The 15,465-nt window shown below is 69.0% G+C and carries 17 protein-coding genes; 4 read left to right on the forward strand and 13 right to left on the reverse strand.

Annotated features, from left to right (window positions below):
• Window positions 1-13: 13 nt before the first annotated feature.
• Window positions 14-1,480: a HAMP domain-containing sensor histidine kinase gene (locus A5646_RS00230; protein WP_067018944.1), complete on the reverse strand. Its 1,467-nt coding sequence runs from the start codon at window positions 1,478-1,480 to the stop codon at window positions 14-16.
• Entirely contained in the window at window positions 1,477-2,187 is a 711-nt protein-coding gene (locus A5646_RS00235; RefSeq protein ID WP_066868662.1) for a response regulator transcription factor, read from the reverse strand. Before A5646_RS00235 ends, A5646_RS00230 begins: the two co-directional genes overlap by 4 nt.
• Before the next feature lie 122 nt (window positions 2,188-2,309).
• Between A5646_RS00235 and A5646_RS00240 the strand changes: the two genes are divergently transcribed.
• Complete coding sequence (locus A5646_RS00240; protein ID WP_067018947.1) at window positions 2,310-2,705, forward strand: hypothetical protein; 396 nt, start codon at window positions 2,310-2,312, stop codon at window positions 2,703-2,705.
• A gap of 184 nt (window positions 2,706-2,889) precedes the next feature.
• Window positions 2,890-3,306 carry a nitroreductase family deazaflavin-dependent oxidoreductase gene (locus tag A5646_RS00245; RefSeq protein ID WP_156765477.1) on the forward strand — a complete coding sequence of 139 codons (417 nt, stop codon included), beginning with the start codon at window positions 2,890-2,892 and terminating at the stop codon, window positions 3,304-3,306.
• Here the strand turns inward: A5646_RS00245 and A5646_RS00250 are convergent.
• From A5646_RS00250 to A5646_RS00260, 3 genes are read right to left on the reverse strand one after another with little or no spacing between them, the layout of a single operon-like run.
• Window positions 3,303-3,659: a DoxX family protein gene (locus A5646_RS00250; protein WP_067018952.1), complete on the reverse strand. Its 357-nt coding sequence runs from the start codon at window positions 3,657-3,659 to the stop codon at window positions 3,303-3,305. The genes A5646_RS00245 and A5646_RS00250 overlap by 4 nt on opposite strands.
• 9 nt (window positions 3,660-3,668) lie before the next feature.
• Window positions 3,669-4,805 (reverse strand): SPFH domain-containing protein, encoded by a 1,137-nt coding sequence (locus A5646_RS00255; RefSeq protein WP_067018955.1) that lies wholly within the window; start codon window positions 4,803-4,805, stop codon window positions 3,669-3,671.
• 44 nt (window positions 4,806-4,849) lie between these two features.
• Window positions 4,850-5,287, reverse strand: coding sequence for an NfeD family protein (locus A5646_RS00260; protein WP_067018958.1), 438 nt, complete (start codon window positions 5,285-5,287; stop codon window positions 4,850-4,852).
• A gap of 57 nt (window positions 5,288-5,344) precedes the next feature.
• On the opposite strand from A5646_RS00260, the gene A5646_RS00265 reads away from it, so the two are divergent.
• Window positions 5,345-6,289 (forward strand): hypothetical protein, encoded by a 945-nt coding sequence (locus A5646_RS00265; RefSeq protein ID WP_067018961.1) that lies wholly within the window; start codon window positions 5,345-5,347, stop codon window positions 6,287-6,289.
• Window positions 6,290-6,295: 6 nt separating this feature from the next.
• Here A5646_RS00265 and A5646_RS00270 read toward each other — a convergent pair whose 3' ends face one another.
• The 3 genes from A5646_RS00270 to fabG1 are packed head-to-tail and all read right to left on the reverse strand — an operon-like array spanning window position 6,296 to window position 8,937.
• Complete coding sequence (locus A5646_RS00270; protein WP_067018964.1) at window positions 6,296-7,327, reverse strand: ferrochelatase; 1,032 nt, start codon at window positions 7,325-7,327, stop codon at window positions 6,296-6,298.
• Between the two features lie 6 nt (window positions 7,328-7,333).
• Window positions 7,334-8,143, reverse strand: a complete 810-nt coding sequence (inhA, locus tag A5646_RS00275) for an NADH-dependent enoyl-ACP reductase InhA (RefSeq protein ID WP_066868632.1) — start codon at window positions 8,141-8,143, stop codon at window positions 7,334-7,336.
• Window positions 8,144-8,169: 26 nt separating this feature from the next.
• Window positions 8,170-8,937: a 3-oxoacyl-ACP reductase FabG1 gene (gene fabG1 / locus A5646_RS00280; RefSeq protein ID WP_066881139.1), complete on the reverse strand. Its 768-nt coding sequence runs from the start codon at window positions 8,935-8,937 to the stop codon at window positions 8,170-8,172.
• A 140-nt stretch (window positions 8,938-9,077) separates the two neighbouring features.
• On the opposite strand from fabG1, the gene A5646_RS00285 reads away from it, so the two are divergent.
• Window positions 9,078-9,917: a type IV toxin-antitoxin system AbiEi family antitoxin gene (locus A5646_RS00285; protein ID WP_067018967.1), complete on the forward strand. Its 840-nt coding sequence runs from the start codon at window positions 9,078-9,080 to the stop codon at window positions 9,915-9,917.
• Between the two features lie 57 nt (window positions 9,918-9,974).
• Here A5646_RS00285 and A5646_RS00290 read toward each other — a convergent pair whose 3' ends face one another.
• The 5 genes from A5646_RS00290 to ripA form a co-directional block, all read right to left on the reverse strand.
• The gene (locus A5646_RS00290) at window positions 9,975-10,982 is read right to left on the reverse strand and encodes a VWA domain-containing protein (RefSeq protein ID WP_066868636.1); all 1,008 of its coding nucleotides are present in this window, start codon (window positions 10,980-10,982) and stop codon (window positions 9,975-9,977) included.
• Window positions 10,979-11,890 (reverse strand): DUF58 domain-containing protein, encoded by a 912-nt coding sequence (locus A5646_RS00295; RefSeq protein ID WP_156749064.1) that lies wholly within the window; start codon window positions 11,888-11,890, stop codon window positions 10,979-10,981. The genes A5646_RS00290 and A5646_RS00295 overlap by 4 nt, the downstream gene beginning before the upstream one ends.
• A gap of 38 nt (window positions 11,891-11,928) precedes the next feature.
• The gene (locus tag A5646_RS00300; RefSeq protein WP_066868640.1) at window positions 11,929-13,059 is read right to left on the reverse strand and encodes a MoxR family ATPase; all 1,131 of its coding nucleotides are present in this window, start codon (window positions 13,057-13,059) and stop codon (window positions 11,929-11,931) included.
• Between the two features lie 122 nt (window positions 13,060-13,181).
• Window positions 13,182-13,919, reverse strand: coding sequence for an NlpC/P60 family peptidoglycan endopeptidase RipB (gene ripB, locus A5646_RS00305; protein ID WP_066881141.1), 738 nt, complete (start codon window positions 13,917-13,919; stop codon window positions 13,182-13,184).
• A gap of 25 nt (window positions 13,920-13,944) precedes the next feature.
• The gene (ripA, locus tag A5646_RS00310; protein ID WP_066881143.1) at window positions 13,945-15,393 is read right to left on the reverse strand and encodes an NlpC/P60 family peptidoglycan endopeptidase RipA; all 1,449 of its coding nucleotides are present in this window, start codon (window positions 15,391-15,393) and stop codon (window positions 13,945-13,947) included.
• Window positions 15,394-15,465 lie beyond the last annotated feature (72 nt).

Here is a 15,465-nt window from a genome sequence, read left to right on the forward strand (position 1 = left end):
CGGGCTGTTGTCCTTAGTTGCGCGGCAGGGTGAGCCGGAATCGGGCGCCGCCCTCGTGGGGCAGGCACACCAGGTCGCCGCCGTGGGCGCGCGCCAGCGCCCGCGCGATCGCCAGGCCCAGCCCGGCGCCGCCGTGATCGCGGGCGCGACCGGCGTCCAGGCGCACCAGCCGCTCGAAGATGTTGTCCCGCTGGTCATCCGGGATGCCCGGCCCGGTGTCGGTGACGGTCACCTCCGCGAGGCCCTCGTCGGCGCGAAGGTCGACGGTGATGGCTCCGCCGGCCGGCGTATACCGGCGTGCGTTGTCGAGCAGGTTGGACACGATCTGGGACAGGCGGGTCGCGTCGGCGTTGAGGCTCAGTGCGGTCAAACCGGTGCGGCTGACGCTGATCTGCGGTGCCAGCATGGCGGCGCGGTCGGTCTCCCCATCGAGGACGGCGGCCACGTCGACGTCGTGCAGCTCGAGCGCGAGCCCGGCGTCGATGCGGCTCAGGTCCAGCATGTCGGAGACGAGTCGTCCGGCGCGGCGCGCGTCGGAGAGCAGCAGGCTCGCCCGACGGTATTGCCCGTCGTCTTGATGTTGCGAGGCGCCGTGCGCGAGTTGTTCGGCGGCGACCTGGATGCCGGCGATCGGGGTGCGCAATTCGTGGGCGGCGTCGACGAGAAAGCGCCGGGTTGCGGACTCGGCGCGTTGCGCGGTGTCGGCGGCGTGCCTGGCGCGGCGCTCGGAGGTTTCCAGGGCGTCCAGCATGCCGTCGAAAGCCCTAGCGGCGCGACCTAATTCGGTGTCGGTGCGGTCCGGATGCAGTCGGCGGCCGCGGTCCCCGGTGGTGATGGCGTTGGCCAGCGCGGTGAGCCGGTCCAGCGGGCGCAGCGCCGCCCGGCTGACCGCAACCAGTAACAGCGCCGCAAGCAGCAGGGTCGCCAAGCCCGCCCCGATCATCAGGGCGCGCAGCTGATGCGCGACCTGGGTGGTCTGCGTGGTGTCGGCGACCAGGATCACCCGGCTCCCGTCGGGCAGCGGGTGCACGACGGCCGTCGCGGTGGCATCCGGCGGCGGACCGGGCGGCGGCGGAAGTGCGTACGGCGGCGGCGGATACGGCGGAGGTGGCGGATACGGCGGTGGGTAGGCCGGTGGGGGCGGATACAGCGGGGGTGGTTCGACTTCGCCGTCACTGAGCTCCGGGCTGATCCCGCGGTCACCGTAGGAGCTGCCGTTGGCCGTGACGACGAGCGCCCGGATCCCGCCGCCGTTGAGTTCGGCGGCAAGCAGATCCGGCGAGGTGCGCGCGGCGCTCAACGCGTCGGCGCGCGATGTCGCGGCCAGCAGCCGGTCGTGCAGATTGCGCTGTGCCAGAACGCCCATCGTGAAGTCGATGGTGACGCCGAGCACCACCAGCAGGCCCGCCAGCAGCGCGAGCACCACCAGCGTCACCCGACGTTGCAGCGACGGCGTCGGTGTCCTCGAGGCGGCCGTCATGACCGCTCGGCCCGCAGGCGGTAGCCGATGCCGCGCACGGTATGCAGGATCCGCGGCCCGTGCGCCTCCAGCTTGCGCCGCAGCCCGCTGACATGGACCTGCACCAGGTTGGGGTCGTAGGCGTCGTAGCCCCACACCCCGTTCAGAATCTGGCCTGCGCTGACGATCCGGCCGCGCTGCTCCACCAGGAAAGACAGCACCCGCAACTCGGTTGCCGTCAGATCCAGCGGGTGGCCGCCGCGCGCCGCCACACCGGCACCGAGGTCCAGCGTGACGTCGCCCACCTGAATCACCTGGGACAGCCGTCCGCGCCGGCGTAGCACCGCGCCGACCCGCGACACCAGCTCGGCCAGCTCGAACGGCTTGATGACGTAGTCGTCGGCGCCGCCGTCGAGTCCGCGTAGCCGATCCGGCAGCCCGTCGCGGGCCGTGATCAAGACGATCCCGACGTCACCCCATTCCCGAATCACGTCGATCAGTTCGAACCCGTCGCGTCCCGGCAGCATCACGTCGAGCACCACCAGGTCGGGCCGCATTCCGTCGAGAACCTCTTCCAGGCCGTCACCGTCGCGGCGGGCATCGGTGTGATAGCCCACCTCGGTCAGCGCCTCGCTGACCATCTCCCGGATGGTCTCGGAGTCCTCGACGACCAGCACCCGCGGCGTGCCGAAGCTGAACCGGCCGGCCGCGCGCAGGCAATCCGTCATTCCTCCATTGTCGGTGCCGGTGCTGAAACGAACCTGAAGGGCGCTGCCCACTGTGACGAGCCGTTCATCGGGCGGCCGAATTCTTCAGATCCATTTCAGCCCCGGCTCTTAACGTCCGTGGCATGACCACGAACGACGACATCAACACCAATGCACCCGCACCGCCGCCGGTCGCCGAGCCGGCATTAGAGCGACGCCGCTACCCCACCGGCGTGGTGATCGGCGCCGGGGTGGCGGGGGCGCTGCTCGGCGCGGTCGGCACCGTCGCGGCGATCGCGTTCGCCTGGATAGTCAGCGTCGGACCACCCCCGCCGCCGCTCGGGCCGCCGCCGATGCTGGCGGCGCCGTTCCACGGGCCGCCGCCTCCCCCGATGGGTGGACCCGGGCCGGGTGGTTTCGGCTTTGTTCCGCCGCCCGGCCCGCCGGGACCCCCGCGAGGCTTCTGGCCACCACCCCCGGGCGAGGGCTTCCCGACGCCGGCCGCGCCGACACCACCGTCGCCTACCCCGCATCCCTGACACGTCCGCTGCGGTCGCCGTCACGATGAAATCGTGACGGCGGCCGCCGTCGGCCCGGTAGCGTCTCGAGTGAATTAGCTCGACGATCCGGGAGAGCCGCATGACATCGGACAACAGCGGAGCCCGCCGGTTTCCCACCGGTGTCGCCGCTCTGGCCGGGCGGCTGCTGCGGTCGCGCCGCCTCATGCGCGCGCCGATCTGGATCTACAAGGCCCGAGCGGGCGCGCTGTTCGGTTCACGCATCTTGCTGCTCGAACACATCGGCCGCAAGTCGGGCATGCCGCGCTATGCGGCGTTGGAGGTCGTCGACCACTCGTCGCCCGACACCTACGTGGTCGCGTCGGGCTTCGGCCGAAAAGCCCAGTGGTTCCGCAACATTGAAGCCAACCCCCGGGTGCGGGTCTACGCCGGCAGCCACCCGCCCAGGACCGCTACCGCGCGGGTGATGACCACACCCGAGGCCGATAACACCTTGGCCGCCTACCGATCCCGCCATCCCAAGGCGTGGGAGCGGATGCGCCCGGTGCTCGAGCAGACGCTCGGCGTCCCGATCACTGACGCCGACACCCCGCTGCCGCTGGTCGAGTTGCGCCTCGACTAGCTCTGGTCGGGCCCCTTGATCGTCATCGCCGCGACCAACGCCAAAAACAGCGCGGCCGGAACACCGTTGACGACCTTGTCGCGCACCCGGACGTGCGCGCCCACCGCCAACACGAAGTACAACGTCAGCATCGCCGTCGTCAGCCGCGCCAGGGTGGGAAAACGGTTGACCGACAGCAATCCGACGGCCGCGGCCGCCTTCACCGCGGGCAGCACGGGCCGGACGTTCTCCGGCAGGCCCACGTCATCCAGCACCTTCTTGATCGGGGCCACCTGAACGCCGCACAGAACCGCGTCGACGGCGTGGAAGGCGCCCAGCGCCGCATAGGTCTTCGGGGAAGTCAACGCACTCATGCCGCAATCCTAGGGAGTCAGCTCCCCAGGCGAGCCATCCGCGGGCTTGCTGGCGATTGCCTCGGCCTTGGCCACGGCTTGAGCGACCGAGGGATCGGTTTCGGCGGAGAACCAGTCCGCGACCTCCGCGTCGTCGCCGTCAGTGGCATGCCTGGGAGCATCGTCAACCGGAGAAGGCTCGAACCGGAATACGCCGTCCTCGCTCGGCGAGCCAAGCAGCCGCGTGAACCCTTGCAACGCGGCGCTGAAATCGCTGGGCACCACCCACACCTTGTTCGCGTCGCCGCGCGCCATTTCGGGCAGCGTCTGCAAGTACTGGTAGGCCAACATTTCCGGAGTGGGACGGCCGGCCTTGATCGCGGCGAACGTCTTCTCAATGGCCTTGGCCTGCCCCTGGGCCCTCAGGTAGGCGGCCGCTCGCTCACCCTGCGCGCGCAGTACCCGCGACTGGCGGTCGGCTTCCGCAGTCAGGATCGCGGCCTGCTTGGCGCCCTCGGCGGCAAGGATTTGCGCAGCCTTTTGTCCCTCAGCCTGCATGATCGCCGCTTGCCGGGTGCCTTCGGCGGTCAGGATCATCGCGCGCTTCTCGCGGTCGGCCTTCATCTGCTTCTCCATCGACGCCTGAATCGACGGCGGCGGGTCGATGCTGCGCAATTCGACCCGCGCGACCCGCAGACCCCAGCGGTTGGTCGCCTCGTCGAGCACGCCGCGCAGCTGCCCGTTGATCTGGTCGCGCGACGTCAGCGTCTGTTCCAGCGTCATGCCGCCGACCACGTTGCGCAGCGTGGTGGTGGTGAGCTGTTCGACGCCGACGATGTAGTTGCTGATCTCGTAGACGGCCGCCTGGGGAACGGTGACCTGAAAGTAGACCACGGTGTCGATGTTCAGCGTCAGGTTGTCCTCGGTGATCACCGGCTGCGGCGGGAACGACACCACCCGCTCGCGCAGATCCACCCGGGCGCGGACGCGATCGATGAACGGCACCAGCAACGTCAGTTGCCCGCTGACCGTGCGGCTGTATCGGCCCAGCCGTTCGATCACCGCCGCCTCCGCCTGGGGTATCAGCGCCACCGACTTGGCCACCACGACGATCGCGAAGATCACCAGGACGGCCAGCAGCACCAATCCAGCCACTGCACCTTGCATCGGACTTCCTCTCTCTACCAGTCGTCGGCAGCGTCGTCTCGCCGCTACAGACTGCTCCTGAAGACCACCGCCGTGGCGCCGTCGATCTGCATGACGGTGACCGGCTCACCGGGTTCGTAGACGTCGGCGTCGTCGAGCGGGCGCGCGGACCACACTTGGCCGTCGAGCTTGACCTGACCCTCGTCGCGCGCGACCCGCTCGAGCACCAGCGCGGTTTTGCCCTGCAGCGCCTCGATTCCCAACCGCGGCGCCCCGACCGGCGTCAGCCGCCGCTTCAGCGGCGGCCGAACCACCACCAGCAGCAGCACCGAGACCACCAGGAACACCGCGCCGTTCGCCCAGACCGGAAAGTCGGTCACCCAACTGGTTAGCGCCGCGGCGAGCGCGCCGCCACCGAGCATCACCAAAAACAAATGGCCGGTGAGCGCCTCCGCACCGGCCAGCACCAGCGCGAATATTAGCCAAAGCACCGCGGCGTGCATGCGGCAAGAATACGCGTGATCCGCCTTTGCCGGGCAAAACAACTACACTGCGTTCTCGTGTGGTGTCCCAGTGTTTCGCTGTCCCTGTGGGCCAATGCGTGGCTCGCCGGAAAGGCCGCGCCCGACGACGTCCTGGACGCGTTATCCGTTTGGGCGCCAAAGCAATCGGTGACCGCGTATGATGCGGTCGCCGCGGGCCACACCGGGCTGCCCTGGCCCGACGTACACGACGCCGGAACGGTCACGCTGCTGCAGACATTGCGTGCCGCGATCGGCCGGCCGACACCGGCGTCCGACGGCGGCGGGTTTATGCGCGGATCGATCAACGTGGTTTTGCCGGTGCCAGGCGACGTGCGCGGGCTGGCCCCCGGAACACAGTTCGAGCGGGACGCGCTGGCGGCCGGCGAGGCGGTCATCATCGCCAATCCCCGCAATCCCGCCACCGCGGTCGGCCTGGTGCCCGAGTTCTCCTATGAGGACGACGAGGACGTGCCCGAGGACTACGAGACGCGGCTGGCCGAATTGTGCGCGCTGACGTGGACCGTGTACTCGCTGCCCGGCGCGCCGGTGCTGGACCATTACGAGCTCGGCGACGCCGAGTACACGCTGCGGTCGGCGGTGCGCTCAGCCGCGGACGCGCTGGGCGCCATCGGGCTGGGGGCCGCGGCGTCCGACGTCGACGACCCGCGCGGCCTCGTCGAGCAACTCTTGGAATCCGCACGGCAACACCGCATTCCCGACCACGCGCCGACGCGCGCGCTGCGGGTGCTGGAGAACGCCGCCCACGTCGACGCCATCATCGCGGTCAGCGCGGGGCTGAGCCGATCCGACTCTCCGGACCGGTTCACCGCGCCCGTCGCCGCGGGCCTGGAACCCGTGGGAACGCAATCCTCTTCGGAGGCCCGCATCGCCAGCGACGCGCTGCGACCGCTCACCGCGGTGGTGCGTTCGGCGCGGATGGCGGCCGTGACCGCGATCCTGCATTCGGCCTGGGGCGATTAACCGTTTCTAGCGGCCGGCCGCGCAATGCGGTGGGCGGCAGGGCGCGCCGTTGACGCTGGCGAGGCAACCGGGGACCGGGTCGGGCCCGGTCACCCGCTGGGGCGCCCGGCCATACCGCAATTCGTCGATCAGATCCGCGGCCATCCGCGCGAAACGCGGGTGGGCGTTGGGCGTCGACGCCCGCACCAGGGCCACGCCCGCCGCCTCGGCCTGAGCTGCCAACTCGTTGTCGAGATCCCACACCACCTCGATGTGGTCGGCCACGAACCCGATCGGGCAGATGATGACGGCCTTGGTCCCGGTCTGCGCCAGGGTGGCCAGGTGGTCGGCGACGTCGGGCTCCAGCCATGGCACCTGGGGCGGTCCCGACCGCGACTGCCACGCCAGGTCGTAGTCGGAATACCCGGCGGCGGTCGCCACAAGGCTTGCGGCATAGGCGACTTGGCGGCTGTACAGCCGGGGACCCAGGCGGTCGTCGGCGGCCACCGGGATGGAATGCGCGGTGAACACCAGTCGAGCGCCGGCCTGTTGCTCGGGGGTCAGCGCACCCGACGCCGCGCCGATGGTGTCGGCGAAGATCCGCACGAACCGCGGGTGGTCGAAGTACGGCCGCAGCTTGACCAATTCGGGCGCATCCGGCCCGGCCGCCTCGCGCGCGCGGGCGATGTCCTCGACGTATTGCGTGCAACTGGAGTAGCCGCTCCACGCCGAGGTGGTGAACACCACGGCCCGACGAATTCCATTGTCGCGCATGGTCGCGACGGTGTCCTCGACGTAGGGCTCCCAGTTGCGGTTGCCGAAATAGACCGGCAGGTCCAGGCCGCGGTCGTGCAGCTCGGCTTCCAGTTGGGCGACCAGCGCGCGATTGATGTTGTTGATCGGCGAGACGCCGCCGAAATGCAGGTAGTGCTCGGCGACGTCGTCGAGTCGTTCCGGCGGCACGTTGCGGCCCCGGGTGACGTTCTCCAGGAACGGCCGAACCTGCTCGGGACCTTCCGGCCCACCGAAGGACAGCAGCAGGACGGCGTCGAATTCCATTACCGTCTACAGTAATTGGGTGCTTGCGCCGCCGTCGGCGTAGATGATGGTTCCCGTCGTCGCCGGCAGCCAGTCCGAGAGCAGCGCGCACACCGTCTTGGCGACCGGGGTCGGATCCTTCATGTTCCAGCCGATGGGGGCGCGCTGGTCCCAGCCCTCTTCGAGCAGCTGCATCTGTGCGCCAGCCTCCTCGCCGAGCGCCCCGCCGACGATCGCGCTCATGGCCAGCGTCCGGATCGGGCCCGCGGCAACGAGATTCGAGCGAACACCGAACTTACCCGCCTCGCGCGCCACGAATCGGTTGACCGATTCCAGCGCGCTCTTGGCCACCGTCATCCAGTTGTACGCCGGCATCGCCCGGCTGGGGTCGAAGTCCATACCCACGATCGAGCCGCCGGGATTCATGATCGGCAACGTCGCCTTGGCCAGCGAGGCGTACGAATACGCCGAGATGTGAATGCCTTTCGAGACATCTTCGTATGGCGCGTCGAAGAACGGGTTGATGCCCATCCCGGTCTGCGGCATGAAACCGATCGAGTGCACCACCCCGTCGAGCTTGTTGCCCTCACCGATCTCGGCGGTCACCCGCTCGGCGAGCGAGTCCAAGTGCTCCTGGTTCTGTACGTCGAGTTCGATCAGCGGCGCCTTCTCCGGCAGCCGGTCGGCGATGCGCTGGATCAGGCGCAACCGGTCGAACCCGGTCAGCACCAACTGCGCCCCGGCCTCCTGGGCCGCCTTGGCGATGTGAAACGCAATCGACGAATCGGTGATGATTCCCGAGATCAGAATCCGTTTGCCGTCGAGCAGTCCTGCCATGTCCGTCCTTAATGTCGTGGTTGAAGTCAGTGGCCCATGCCCATGCCGCCGTCCACGGGGATGACCGCGCCGGCGATGTAGCTGGCGTCCTCGGACGCCAGGAAGCTGACCGCGCCGGCGACCTCCTCGGCGGTGCCGACCCGCTTGGCCGGGATGAAGTCCAGCGCGCCCTCCTGGATCCGCTCGTCGAGGGCGCGGGTCATCTCGGTGTCGATGTAGCCCGGCGCCACCACATTCGCGGTCACGTTGGCCTTGGACAGCTCCCGCGAGATCGAGCGGGCCATGCCGATCAGGCCGGCCTTGGCGGCCGCGTAGTTCGCCTGGTTGCCGATGCCCCAGCTGCCCGACACCGACCCGATGAAGATGATCCGGCCGAAACGCTTGCGCTGCATGCTGCGTGAGGCGCGCTGGGCTACCCGGAAGGCCCCGGTGAGGTTGGCGTTGATGACCTCCTCGAACCGCTCCTCGGTCATCCGGATCAGGAACGCGTCCTTGGATATGCCGGCGTTGGACACCAGCACCTCGACCGGGCCCTGGTGCTCCTCGACCTCTTTGAAGGCGCGGTCGACCGCTTCGTTGTCGGTGACGTCGCACACGACGCCGAACAACCCCTCGGGCGCCCCGGATCCGCGGTGTGTGACGGCCACCTTGTGGCCGTCGGCGGCGAGCCGCTGCGCGATCGCCAGTCCGATCCCCCGGTTTCCGCCGGTGACCAGGACTGAACGGGATACGAATGCCGGTTTGCCGCCGTTGGTGGCGGCCTTGGAGGTGTTTTCGGTGGCTGCGTCAGTCACCCGGCCAACTTATCGCCTCGACTTACAAGCTTGGAAACCGGCTGGCCACGCCCGTAACGCCAGGGCGAAGAATCGAGCGAAATTTCGCCATGGCGTTACGTCCGCGTGGGGTTGTCGGTGTGAGTGAGCACACTTTCGCCATGACGGACCCCTTCCTGGGCAGCGAAGCCCTCGGCGAGGGCCTGCTGTCTCGCCACCAGCTGCGCAGCCGGTATGTCGCGCTATACCGCGACGTTTACGTGTCGAGGGATGCTGAGGTGACACCGACGCTGCGCGCCAAGGCCTGCTGGTTGCGGTCGCGGCGGCGCGGCATCCTGGCGGGTTTCTCCGCGGCCGCCTTGCATGGCGCTCGGTGGATCGACCCGTCGCGGCCTGCCGAGATCATCGATACCAATCGCCGTCGCAGCTGCGGAGTGCAAGCCTGGGAAGAGCGGATCGAGGCCGACGAGATCACCGTCGTTGAGCAGATGCGAATCACCACGCCCGCCCGCACCGCGCTCGACTTGGCCCGCCGCCATCCGCGAGGCATCGCGATCGCCGCGGTCGATGCACTCGTGCAGGCGACCGAGCTGAAGATGGCTGACGTCGAACTGCTCGTGGATCGCTACCGTGGCCGCCCCGGCATGAAGGCTGCCCGTGCCGCACTCCGACTCGTCGACGGTGGGGCGCAATCCCCCAAGGAGACCTGGCTGCGTCTCCTATTGATTGCGGCGGGCTTTCCCGCTCCCCAGACGCAGATTTGTGTCCGCAACGAATGGGGTTGGGCCGAGGCCTATTTGGATATGGGTTGGGAGGACATCAAGGTAGCCGTGGAGTACGACGGCGACCAGCATCGAACGAGTCGCTACCAGTACGTCAAGGACATCCGCCGGCTGGAGACGATCGAACGTTACGGCTGGATCGTGATCCGGGTGATCGCCGAGGATCATCCCGACGACATCATCCGCCGGGTGCGCGCAGCCCGGGCCCGCCGCATGTAACGCCAGGGCGAAGAATCGAGCGAAATTTCGCCATGGCGTTACGCCCGCGCACAGACGCTAGGTCGGCAAGCGCCGGTTGATCAGCAACGCCGCCAGCGCCGCGAGCGCCAGCACCAGCGCGCCCAACCGCACCCAGCCCACGCTGGCGTCGCCCTTGATCGTCTCGTAGCCGATCTGCTGCTGCAGCGTCGCGTAGACCGATTTCAGTTCCTGCAATGACGCAGCGCTGTAGGCATTTCCGCCCGAGAGCTGGGCCACCTTCTTCAGCGTCTCGTCGTCGACGGGCACCGGCTGGCGCTGGTCGTTGATCTCGACGAACCCGTACGGGGTGCCGAAGGAGATGGTCGAGATCGGCACGCCCTGGTCCTTGGCCGTGCGCGCCGCGGTGAAGGCGCCCTTCGGATTGTCCGGGTTGGTCGGCATCGTCTCCTTGCCGTCGGAGAACAACACGATGCGCGCCGGGGGCGGTTTGTCGCCGCCGCCGATCACCGCGCCGACCGTCGCGATGGCCTGTAGCGCGGTGAAGATGCCCTCGCCGGTGGCGGTGCGGTCGGCGAACTGCAGCTTGTCCAACGCCGCCTTGGTGGATTCCCGGTTGGTCGTCGGCGAGACCAGCACCGTGGCGGTCCCCGCATAGGCGATCAGCCCGAGGTTGATGCCCGGCGTCAGCTCGTCGGCGAACTGCTTGGCGGCCTCCTGCGCGGCCGCCATCCGGTTGGGCGCGACATCGGTGGCGCGCATGGACTGCGAGACGTCGATGACCAGCATCACCACCGCGCGGTTGCGGGGAATCCGAACGTCGTTGGTGGGGCCGGCCATTGCGATGGTGAACAGCACCAGCGAGGCCACCAGCAAGATCGCCGGAACGTGGCGCCACGTCGAAGGCCGTTTGGGCGCAACGCTTTCCAGCAGCTCCATGTTGGCGAACCGCAGCATGCGCCGCTGGCGCGCCAGCTGCATCAGGATGTAGAGCGCGGCCAGCCCGAAGACGACGAGCAGGAACAGAAAGAACCACGAATGTTCGAAGCCCGACAACGACATCGGGCCCAGTAGCGGCAGTGTCACTGCCGCCCTGCCAATGCACCGCGCCGGCGGGATTCGACAAACCGCACGATGTCGGCGATCCAGTCACGGTCGGTGCGCAGCGTCAGAATCGGGGCCCCGCAGCTGCGGATCGTGCGCGCCACGTCGGCGCGGTGCGCCGCGGCGGCCTTGGCGAAATCGTCACGCAGCTGCGCGTCGATGGTGAACTCGCGGGTGACGCCGGACTCGGCGTCCTGCAGCACCACGTCGCCGATGTCGGGCAGCTCGACGTCACGCGGGTCGAGCACCTCGATGGCCAGCACCTCATGGCGGGCGGCGACCGCCCGCAGCGGGCGCATCCAGTTGATCGGCCCGAGGAAGTCGCTGATGATCACCGCCATGCCGCGGCGGCGTTCCGGCCGGCGCAGGGCGTCGATCGCGGTCGCCAGATCGCCGCGCACCCCGACGGGCGCGCGCGGCGTGGTGGCGATGGTGCGCAACAGCGTCTGCTCGTGCTGACGTCCGGAGCGGGCCGGCACCCGGGTGATCTTGGCGCCGGTGGAGACGATCGCGCCCAGCCGGTTGCCGCCCCCGCTGTTGAGGAAGGTGATCGCGGCGGCCGCCGCCACTGCGAGGTCGCGCTTCTCGCAGCCCACGGTCCCGAAGTCCAGGCTGGCCGACATGTCGACCACCAGCCAGGTTTCCAGCTCCCGGTCGGCGATCATCTGCCGCACGTGCGGGTGCGTCGTGCGCGCGGTGACGGCCCAGTCCATCCGGCGGACGTCGTCGCCGGGCTGATACTCGCGCGACTCCCCCGGCTCCGAGCCCGGCCCCGGGATCAAACCGAGGTGATCACCGTGCAGCACACCGTCGAGCTTGCGTTTGACGGTGAGCTCGAGGGTGCGCAGCGCCGCCGACAGCTTCGGGTCATCGATCTGACCCCGCTGCATCGACGGCGGATGCACCACCGCCCGCCTGTTGGGATCGGTCACCGACCGCTGGCCGCGCCGGCGGGTTGCATCACCGGGGGCACCGAATGACCTTGCTGCGGAACGGCATTCACCTGAGGCAGGGCCACCGTCTGCAGCACCCGGTTGATGACGATCTCCGGCGAGATCTCGTCGGCGAGCGCGTCGTAGGTGAGCACCAGCCGGTGGCGCAGCACGTCGGGAATGACGTCGACGACGTCTTGCGGGATCACGTAGTCGCGGCCGCGGACCAGGGCCAGCGATCGGGACGCGGCGATGATGCCCAGCGACGCGCGCGGCGACGCCCCGAACGAGATCCACGTCTTGACGTCGTTCATGCCGAGCTGTTCGGGGTGGCGGGTGGCCGTCACGACGCGCACCACGTAGTCCACCAGGGCGTGGTGGACGAAGACGTTGGCCGCGATGTCCTGCAGCCGCAACAGGTCGCCGGTGTTGAGGATCTGCTTGGGCTCCGGCGGGCGCACACCCATCCGGTAGATGATCTCCCGCTCCTCCTCCGGCGAGGGGTAGCCGACGTTGATCTTGAACAGGAAGCGGTCGCGCTGGGCTTCGGGCAGCGGGTAGACGCCCTCGTGCTCGATCGGGTTCTGCGTCGCCATCACCAGGAACGGGTTGGGCAGCGCGAAGGTCTTGCCGCCGATCGACACGTGGCGTTCCTGCATGACCTCCAGCAGCGCCGACTGCACCTTGGCCGGCGCACGGTTGATCTCGTCGGCGAGCAGGAAGTTGACCACCACCGGGCCGAGCTCGGTGTCGAACTCCTCCTTGCCCTGGCGGTAGATGCGGGTACCGATGATGTCGGTGGGCACCAGGTCCGGCGTGAACTGGATGCGCGCGAACGTCCCGCCGACCACCTTGGCGAAGGTCTCGACGGCCAGCGTCTTGGCCACGCCGGGCACACCCTCGAGCAGCACGTGCCCCTTGGACAACAGGCCGACCAGCATGCGCTCCACCAGCTGGTCCTGGCCGACGATGATGCGTTTGACCTCGAAGATGGCACGTTCCAGGGTCTGCACCTCGGCGGCCAGTCCGTTACCGCCGCCGGTCGGCGCTTCGTGAGCCGGGCCGGATTGCCCGCCCGGGCCCGAGTAACCGCTGGCGCCTGGCGGCGGCCCACCTGCTGCTGTCATGAAGAACCCTCCACGTTCCATCGGACACGACTGCCGGGCAGCGACGTGCCCGCGTCCAACTATTCCAGCACCGCCGGATTCCGTCGACGCTCGCCCAGCTGATGGGTCGCCGGCACCGCTGATCAGTACTCGATGATCCTAGTCAAGAACGGTGTCATGCCGGGCTTTCGAACCGGGCTGACCGTAACCTTGGCGGCGCTGCCGGACGCCTCCAGCATCTGGCCATTGCCCAGGTACATGGTGACGTGCTGGCTGCCGCCCGGGCCGTAGAAGATCAGGTCGCCGCGCCTGGCCTGATCCGGCGGGATGTGGCGCCCGGCGTTGTATTGGTCACCGGAGAACCGCGGGATCAGCACGCCGACCCCGGCGAAGCCATAGCGCATCAGGCCCGAGCAGTCGAAGCCGGTGATGTTGGCGCCGTCGCCGACGCCCTTGCTGGGGCCGTCCAGCGAGCCGCCGCCCCACGAGTAGGGCACGCCCATCTGGGAGCCCATCCTCTTGATCACATACTCGATGGCCTGCCGTCCGTAGACCCGCGGGATCTTGCCGCCGGGGTTGGAGGGCGTGGCGGCGGCGGCCGGTGCGGGATCGCCCAGGATGTTGATCCCGAGCCCGCCGAGAAATTGCTTGCCCAGGTCCATCGTCGTCTGGGTGGCCTGCGCGGTGGCCTGCAGCGACGCGTTGGCGACGGCCAGCGGATCGCCCGGGGCGCCGGCGCTGATCTGGGCCGGCAACGTGGGGTCCCACTGGCCGGGGTCGGCGACGGCAAGCGGAGCCGGGGCGGCCACAGACAACATCAGCCCGGACACCACAGCGGTGATCCAGGCGAGGTTGATGAAACGAAATCGGTTGCGGCGCATGGCTGTCCGTTCAGTGCTCACTCGATCACCACTCGATGTACCGGACCACGTAGGGCGTCATGCCGCTGGTGCGCACCGGGGCGACGCGGACCTTCAACCCGATGTCGGGAGCCTCGAGCATCTGGCCGTCGCCGAGGTAGATCGTGACGTGCTGGCTGCCGCCCGGGCCGTAGAAGATGACGTCGCCGCGGCGCATTTGCGAGGACGGGATCTTGCGACCCAGGTTGTACTGCGAGCCCGAGTAGTGCGGCAGCTTGATGCCCACCCCGGCGAACGAGTACAGGACCAGACCCGAACAGTCGAAGCCGGTGATGCCGGCCCCGGAGTCGATGCCCTTGCTCGGGCCGGCCGCGTTGCCGCCGCCCCACGAGTAGGGCACGCCGATCTGCGACATGCCGCGCCGGATCACGTATTCGGTGGCCTGCCGGCCGTAGACGCGCGGGATGCGTGCGCCGACCCCACCGGGCGCGGCGTTGGTGATGCCGGTGTCGTCGGGCTTGAGGATGCCCATCTGCTGCAAGAAGTTGCGGCCCAGCCCGGCGGTCACCTGAGTCGAGGTGGCCGAGATGCCGAGCACCTGGTTGATCACCGCGATCGGGTCGCCGGGGACGTTGGCGCTCGGGATCATCGGCAGGGTCGGGTCCCAGGCGCCGTCCCACCGACGGCCCCCGGCCGACGGCGCCGGCGCGCCCGGCGACCCGGTCTCCCACCGGTCACCCGAGGCCGACGGGCCGGGCCCGCCCGCCCCGGCGGACCACTGCCGCGCCGCCTCACGCTTGGCCGCCTCCAGCTTGACCTGAGCCTGATCCCGTTCGGCCGCAAGGCGAATGATGTCCTCGCGTTGCTGGTCGAACTTCTGCTTGGAGTTGGTCAGCGCCGCCACGGCGGCGTCCTGGCTGGACTTGGCGTCGGCGGCGGCCTTGTCGGCGTTCTGCTTGGCCAGCCGCGCCGCCGACTCCTTGTTCACCTGCTCGGTGCGGGCCTGCTGCAGCTTGGCCATCACGGTCTGCGAGCTGGTGGTGAGGTTCTTGGCCGCGGCCTCGGTGGCGATGATGTCGTCGGGGCTGCTCGCCGTCAGGTAGCTGTTCGACGGGCCGTTCATATAGGTGGCGGCGGCGAACGTGTCGAAGCGGCGCTGCGCGCCGGCGATGGCGATGTTGGCGTCTTTGACCGCCTGCTGGCTGGCCTCGAGGTCGTGCTGGGCGGTGGCCGCGTTGTCCCGCGCGGTCTCCACGTCGACGAGGGCCTTGTTGACGCTTTCCTGTTCGGTCTGGATTTCGGCGCTCAGGTTCTGCAGCCGCTGGTTGGCCTTGGCGACGTTGGCGATGAGGGCGGCGAGGTTGTCGGCGGTGGGGTCGGCCTCCGCGAGGCCCGGCGTGGCGATCAGCAGGGCGAGGCTCAAAACGGAGGGAACGACGGGGCGCACCAGCCTTAAGGCCGGTCGCGCAGAAGACCCCCAGCGTGTGCGTCTCATTCGACTCAGGTCTCCTACGGCTCAACACGACGGGCGGCGCCAGCCACAGGTTCCCCGAAAGGCGCCAAAGAC

The organism is Mycobacterium sp. 1245499.0, from assembly GCF_001673615.1.
Taxonomy (GTDB): Bacteria; Actinomycetota; Actinomycetes; order Mycobacteriales; family Mycobacteriaceae; genus Mycobacterium; species Mycobacterium europaeum_A.

What these genes read in the sequence shown, in the direction of transcription:
- A5646_RS00230 (WP_067018944.1), bottom strand. Translation starts at nt 1,480, where the DNA reads ATGACGGCCGCCTCGAGGACACCGACGCCGTCGCTGCAACGTCGGGTG.
- A5646_RS00235 (WP_066868662.1), bottom strand. Translation starts at nt 2,187, where the DNA reads ATGACGGATTGCCTGCGCGCGGCCGGCCGGTTCAGCTTCGGCACGCCG.
- A5646_RS00240 (WP_067018947.1), top strand. Translation starts at nt 2,310, where the DNA reads ATGACCACGAACGACGACATCAACACCAATGCACCCGCACCGCCGCCG.
- A5646_RS00245 (WP_156765477.1), top strand. Translation starts at nt 2,890, where the DNA reads ATGCGCGCGCCGATCTGGATCTACAAGGCCCGAGCGGGCGCGCTGTTC.
- A5646_RS00250 (WP_067018952.1), bottom strand. Translation starts at nt 3,659, where the DNA reads ATGAGTGCGTTGACTTCCCCGAAGACCTATGCGGCGCTGGGCGCCTTC.
- A5646_RS00255 (WP_067018955.1), bottom strand. Translation starts at nt 4,805, where the DNA reads ATGCAAGGTGCAGTGGCTGGATTGGTGCTGCTGGCCGTCCTGGTGATC.
- A5646_RS00260 (WP_067018958.1), bottom strand. Translation starts at nt 5,287, where the DNA reads ATGCACGCCGCGGTGCTTTGGCTAATATTCGCGCTGGTGCTGGCCGGT.
- A5646_RS00270 (WP_067018964.1), bottom strand. Translation starts at nt 7,327, where the DNA reads ATGGAATTCGACGCCGTCCTGCTGCTGTCCTTCGGTGGGCCGGAAGGT.
- inhA (WP_066868632.1), bottom strand. Translation starts at nt 8,143, where the DNA reads ATGGCAGGACTGCTCGACGGCAAACGGATTCTGATCTCGGGAATCATC.
- A5646_RS00285 (WP_067018967.1), top strand. Translation starts at nt 9,078, where the DNA reads ATGACGGACCCCTTCCTGGGCAGCGAAGCCCTCGGCGAGGGCCTGCTG.
- A5646_RS00295 (WP_156749064.1), bottom strand. Translation starts at nt 11,890, where the DNA reads ATGCAGCGGGGTCAGATCGATGACCCGAAGCTGTCGGCGGCGCTGCGC.
- A5646_RS00300 (WP_066868640.1), bottom strand. Translation starts at nt 13,059, where the DNA reads ATGACAGCAGCAGGTGGGCCGCCGCCAGGCGCCAGCGGTTACTCGGGC.
- ripB (WP_066881141.1), bottom strand. Translation starts at nt 13,919, where the DNA reads ATGCGCCGCAACCGATTTCGTTTCATCAACCTCGCCTGGATCACCGCT.
- ripA (WP_066881143.1), bottom strand. Translation starts at nt 15,393, where the DNA reads ATGAGACGCACACGCTGGGGGTCTTCTGCGCGACCGGCCTTAAGGCTG.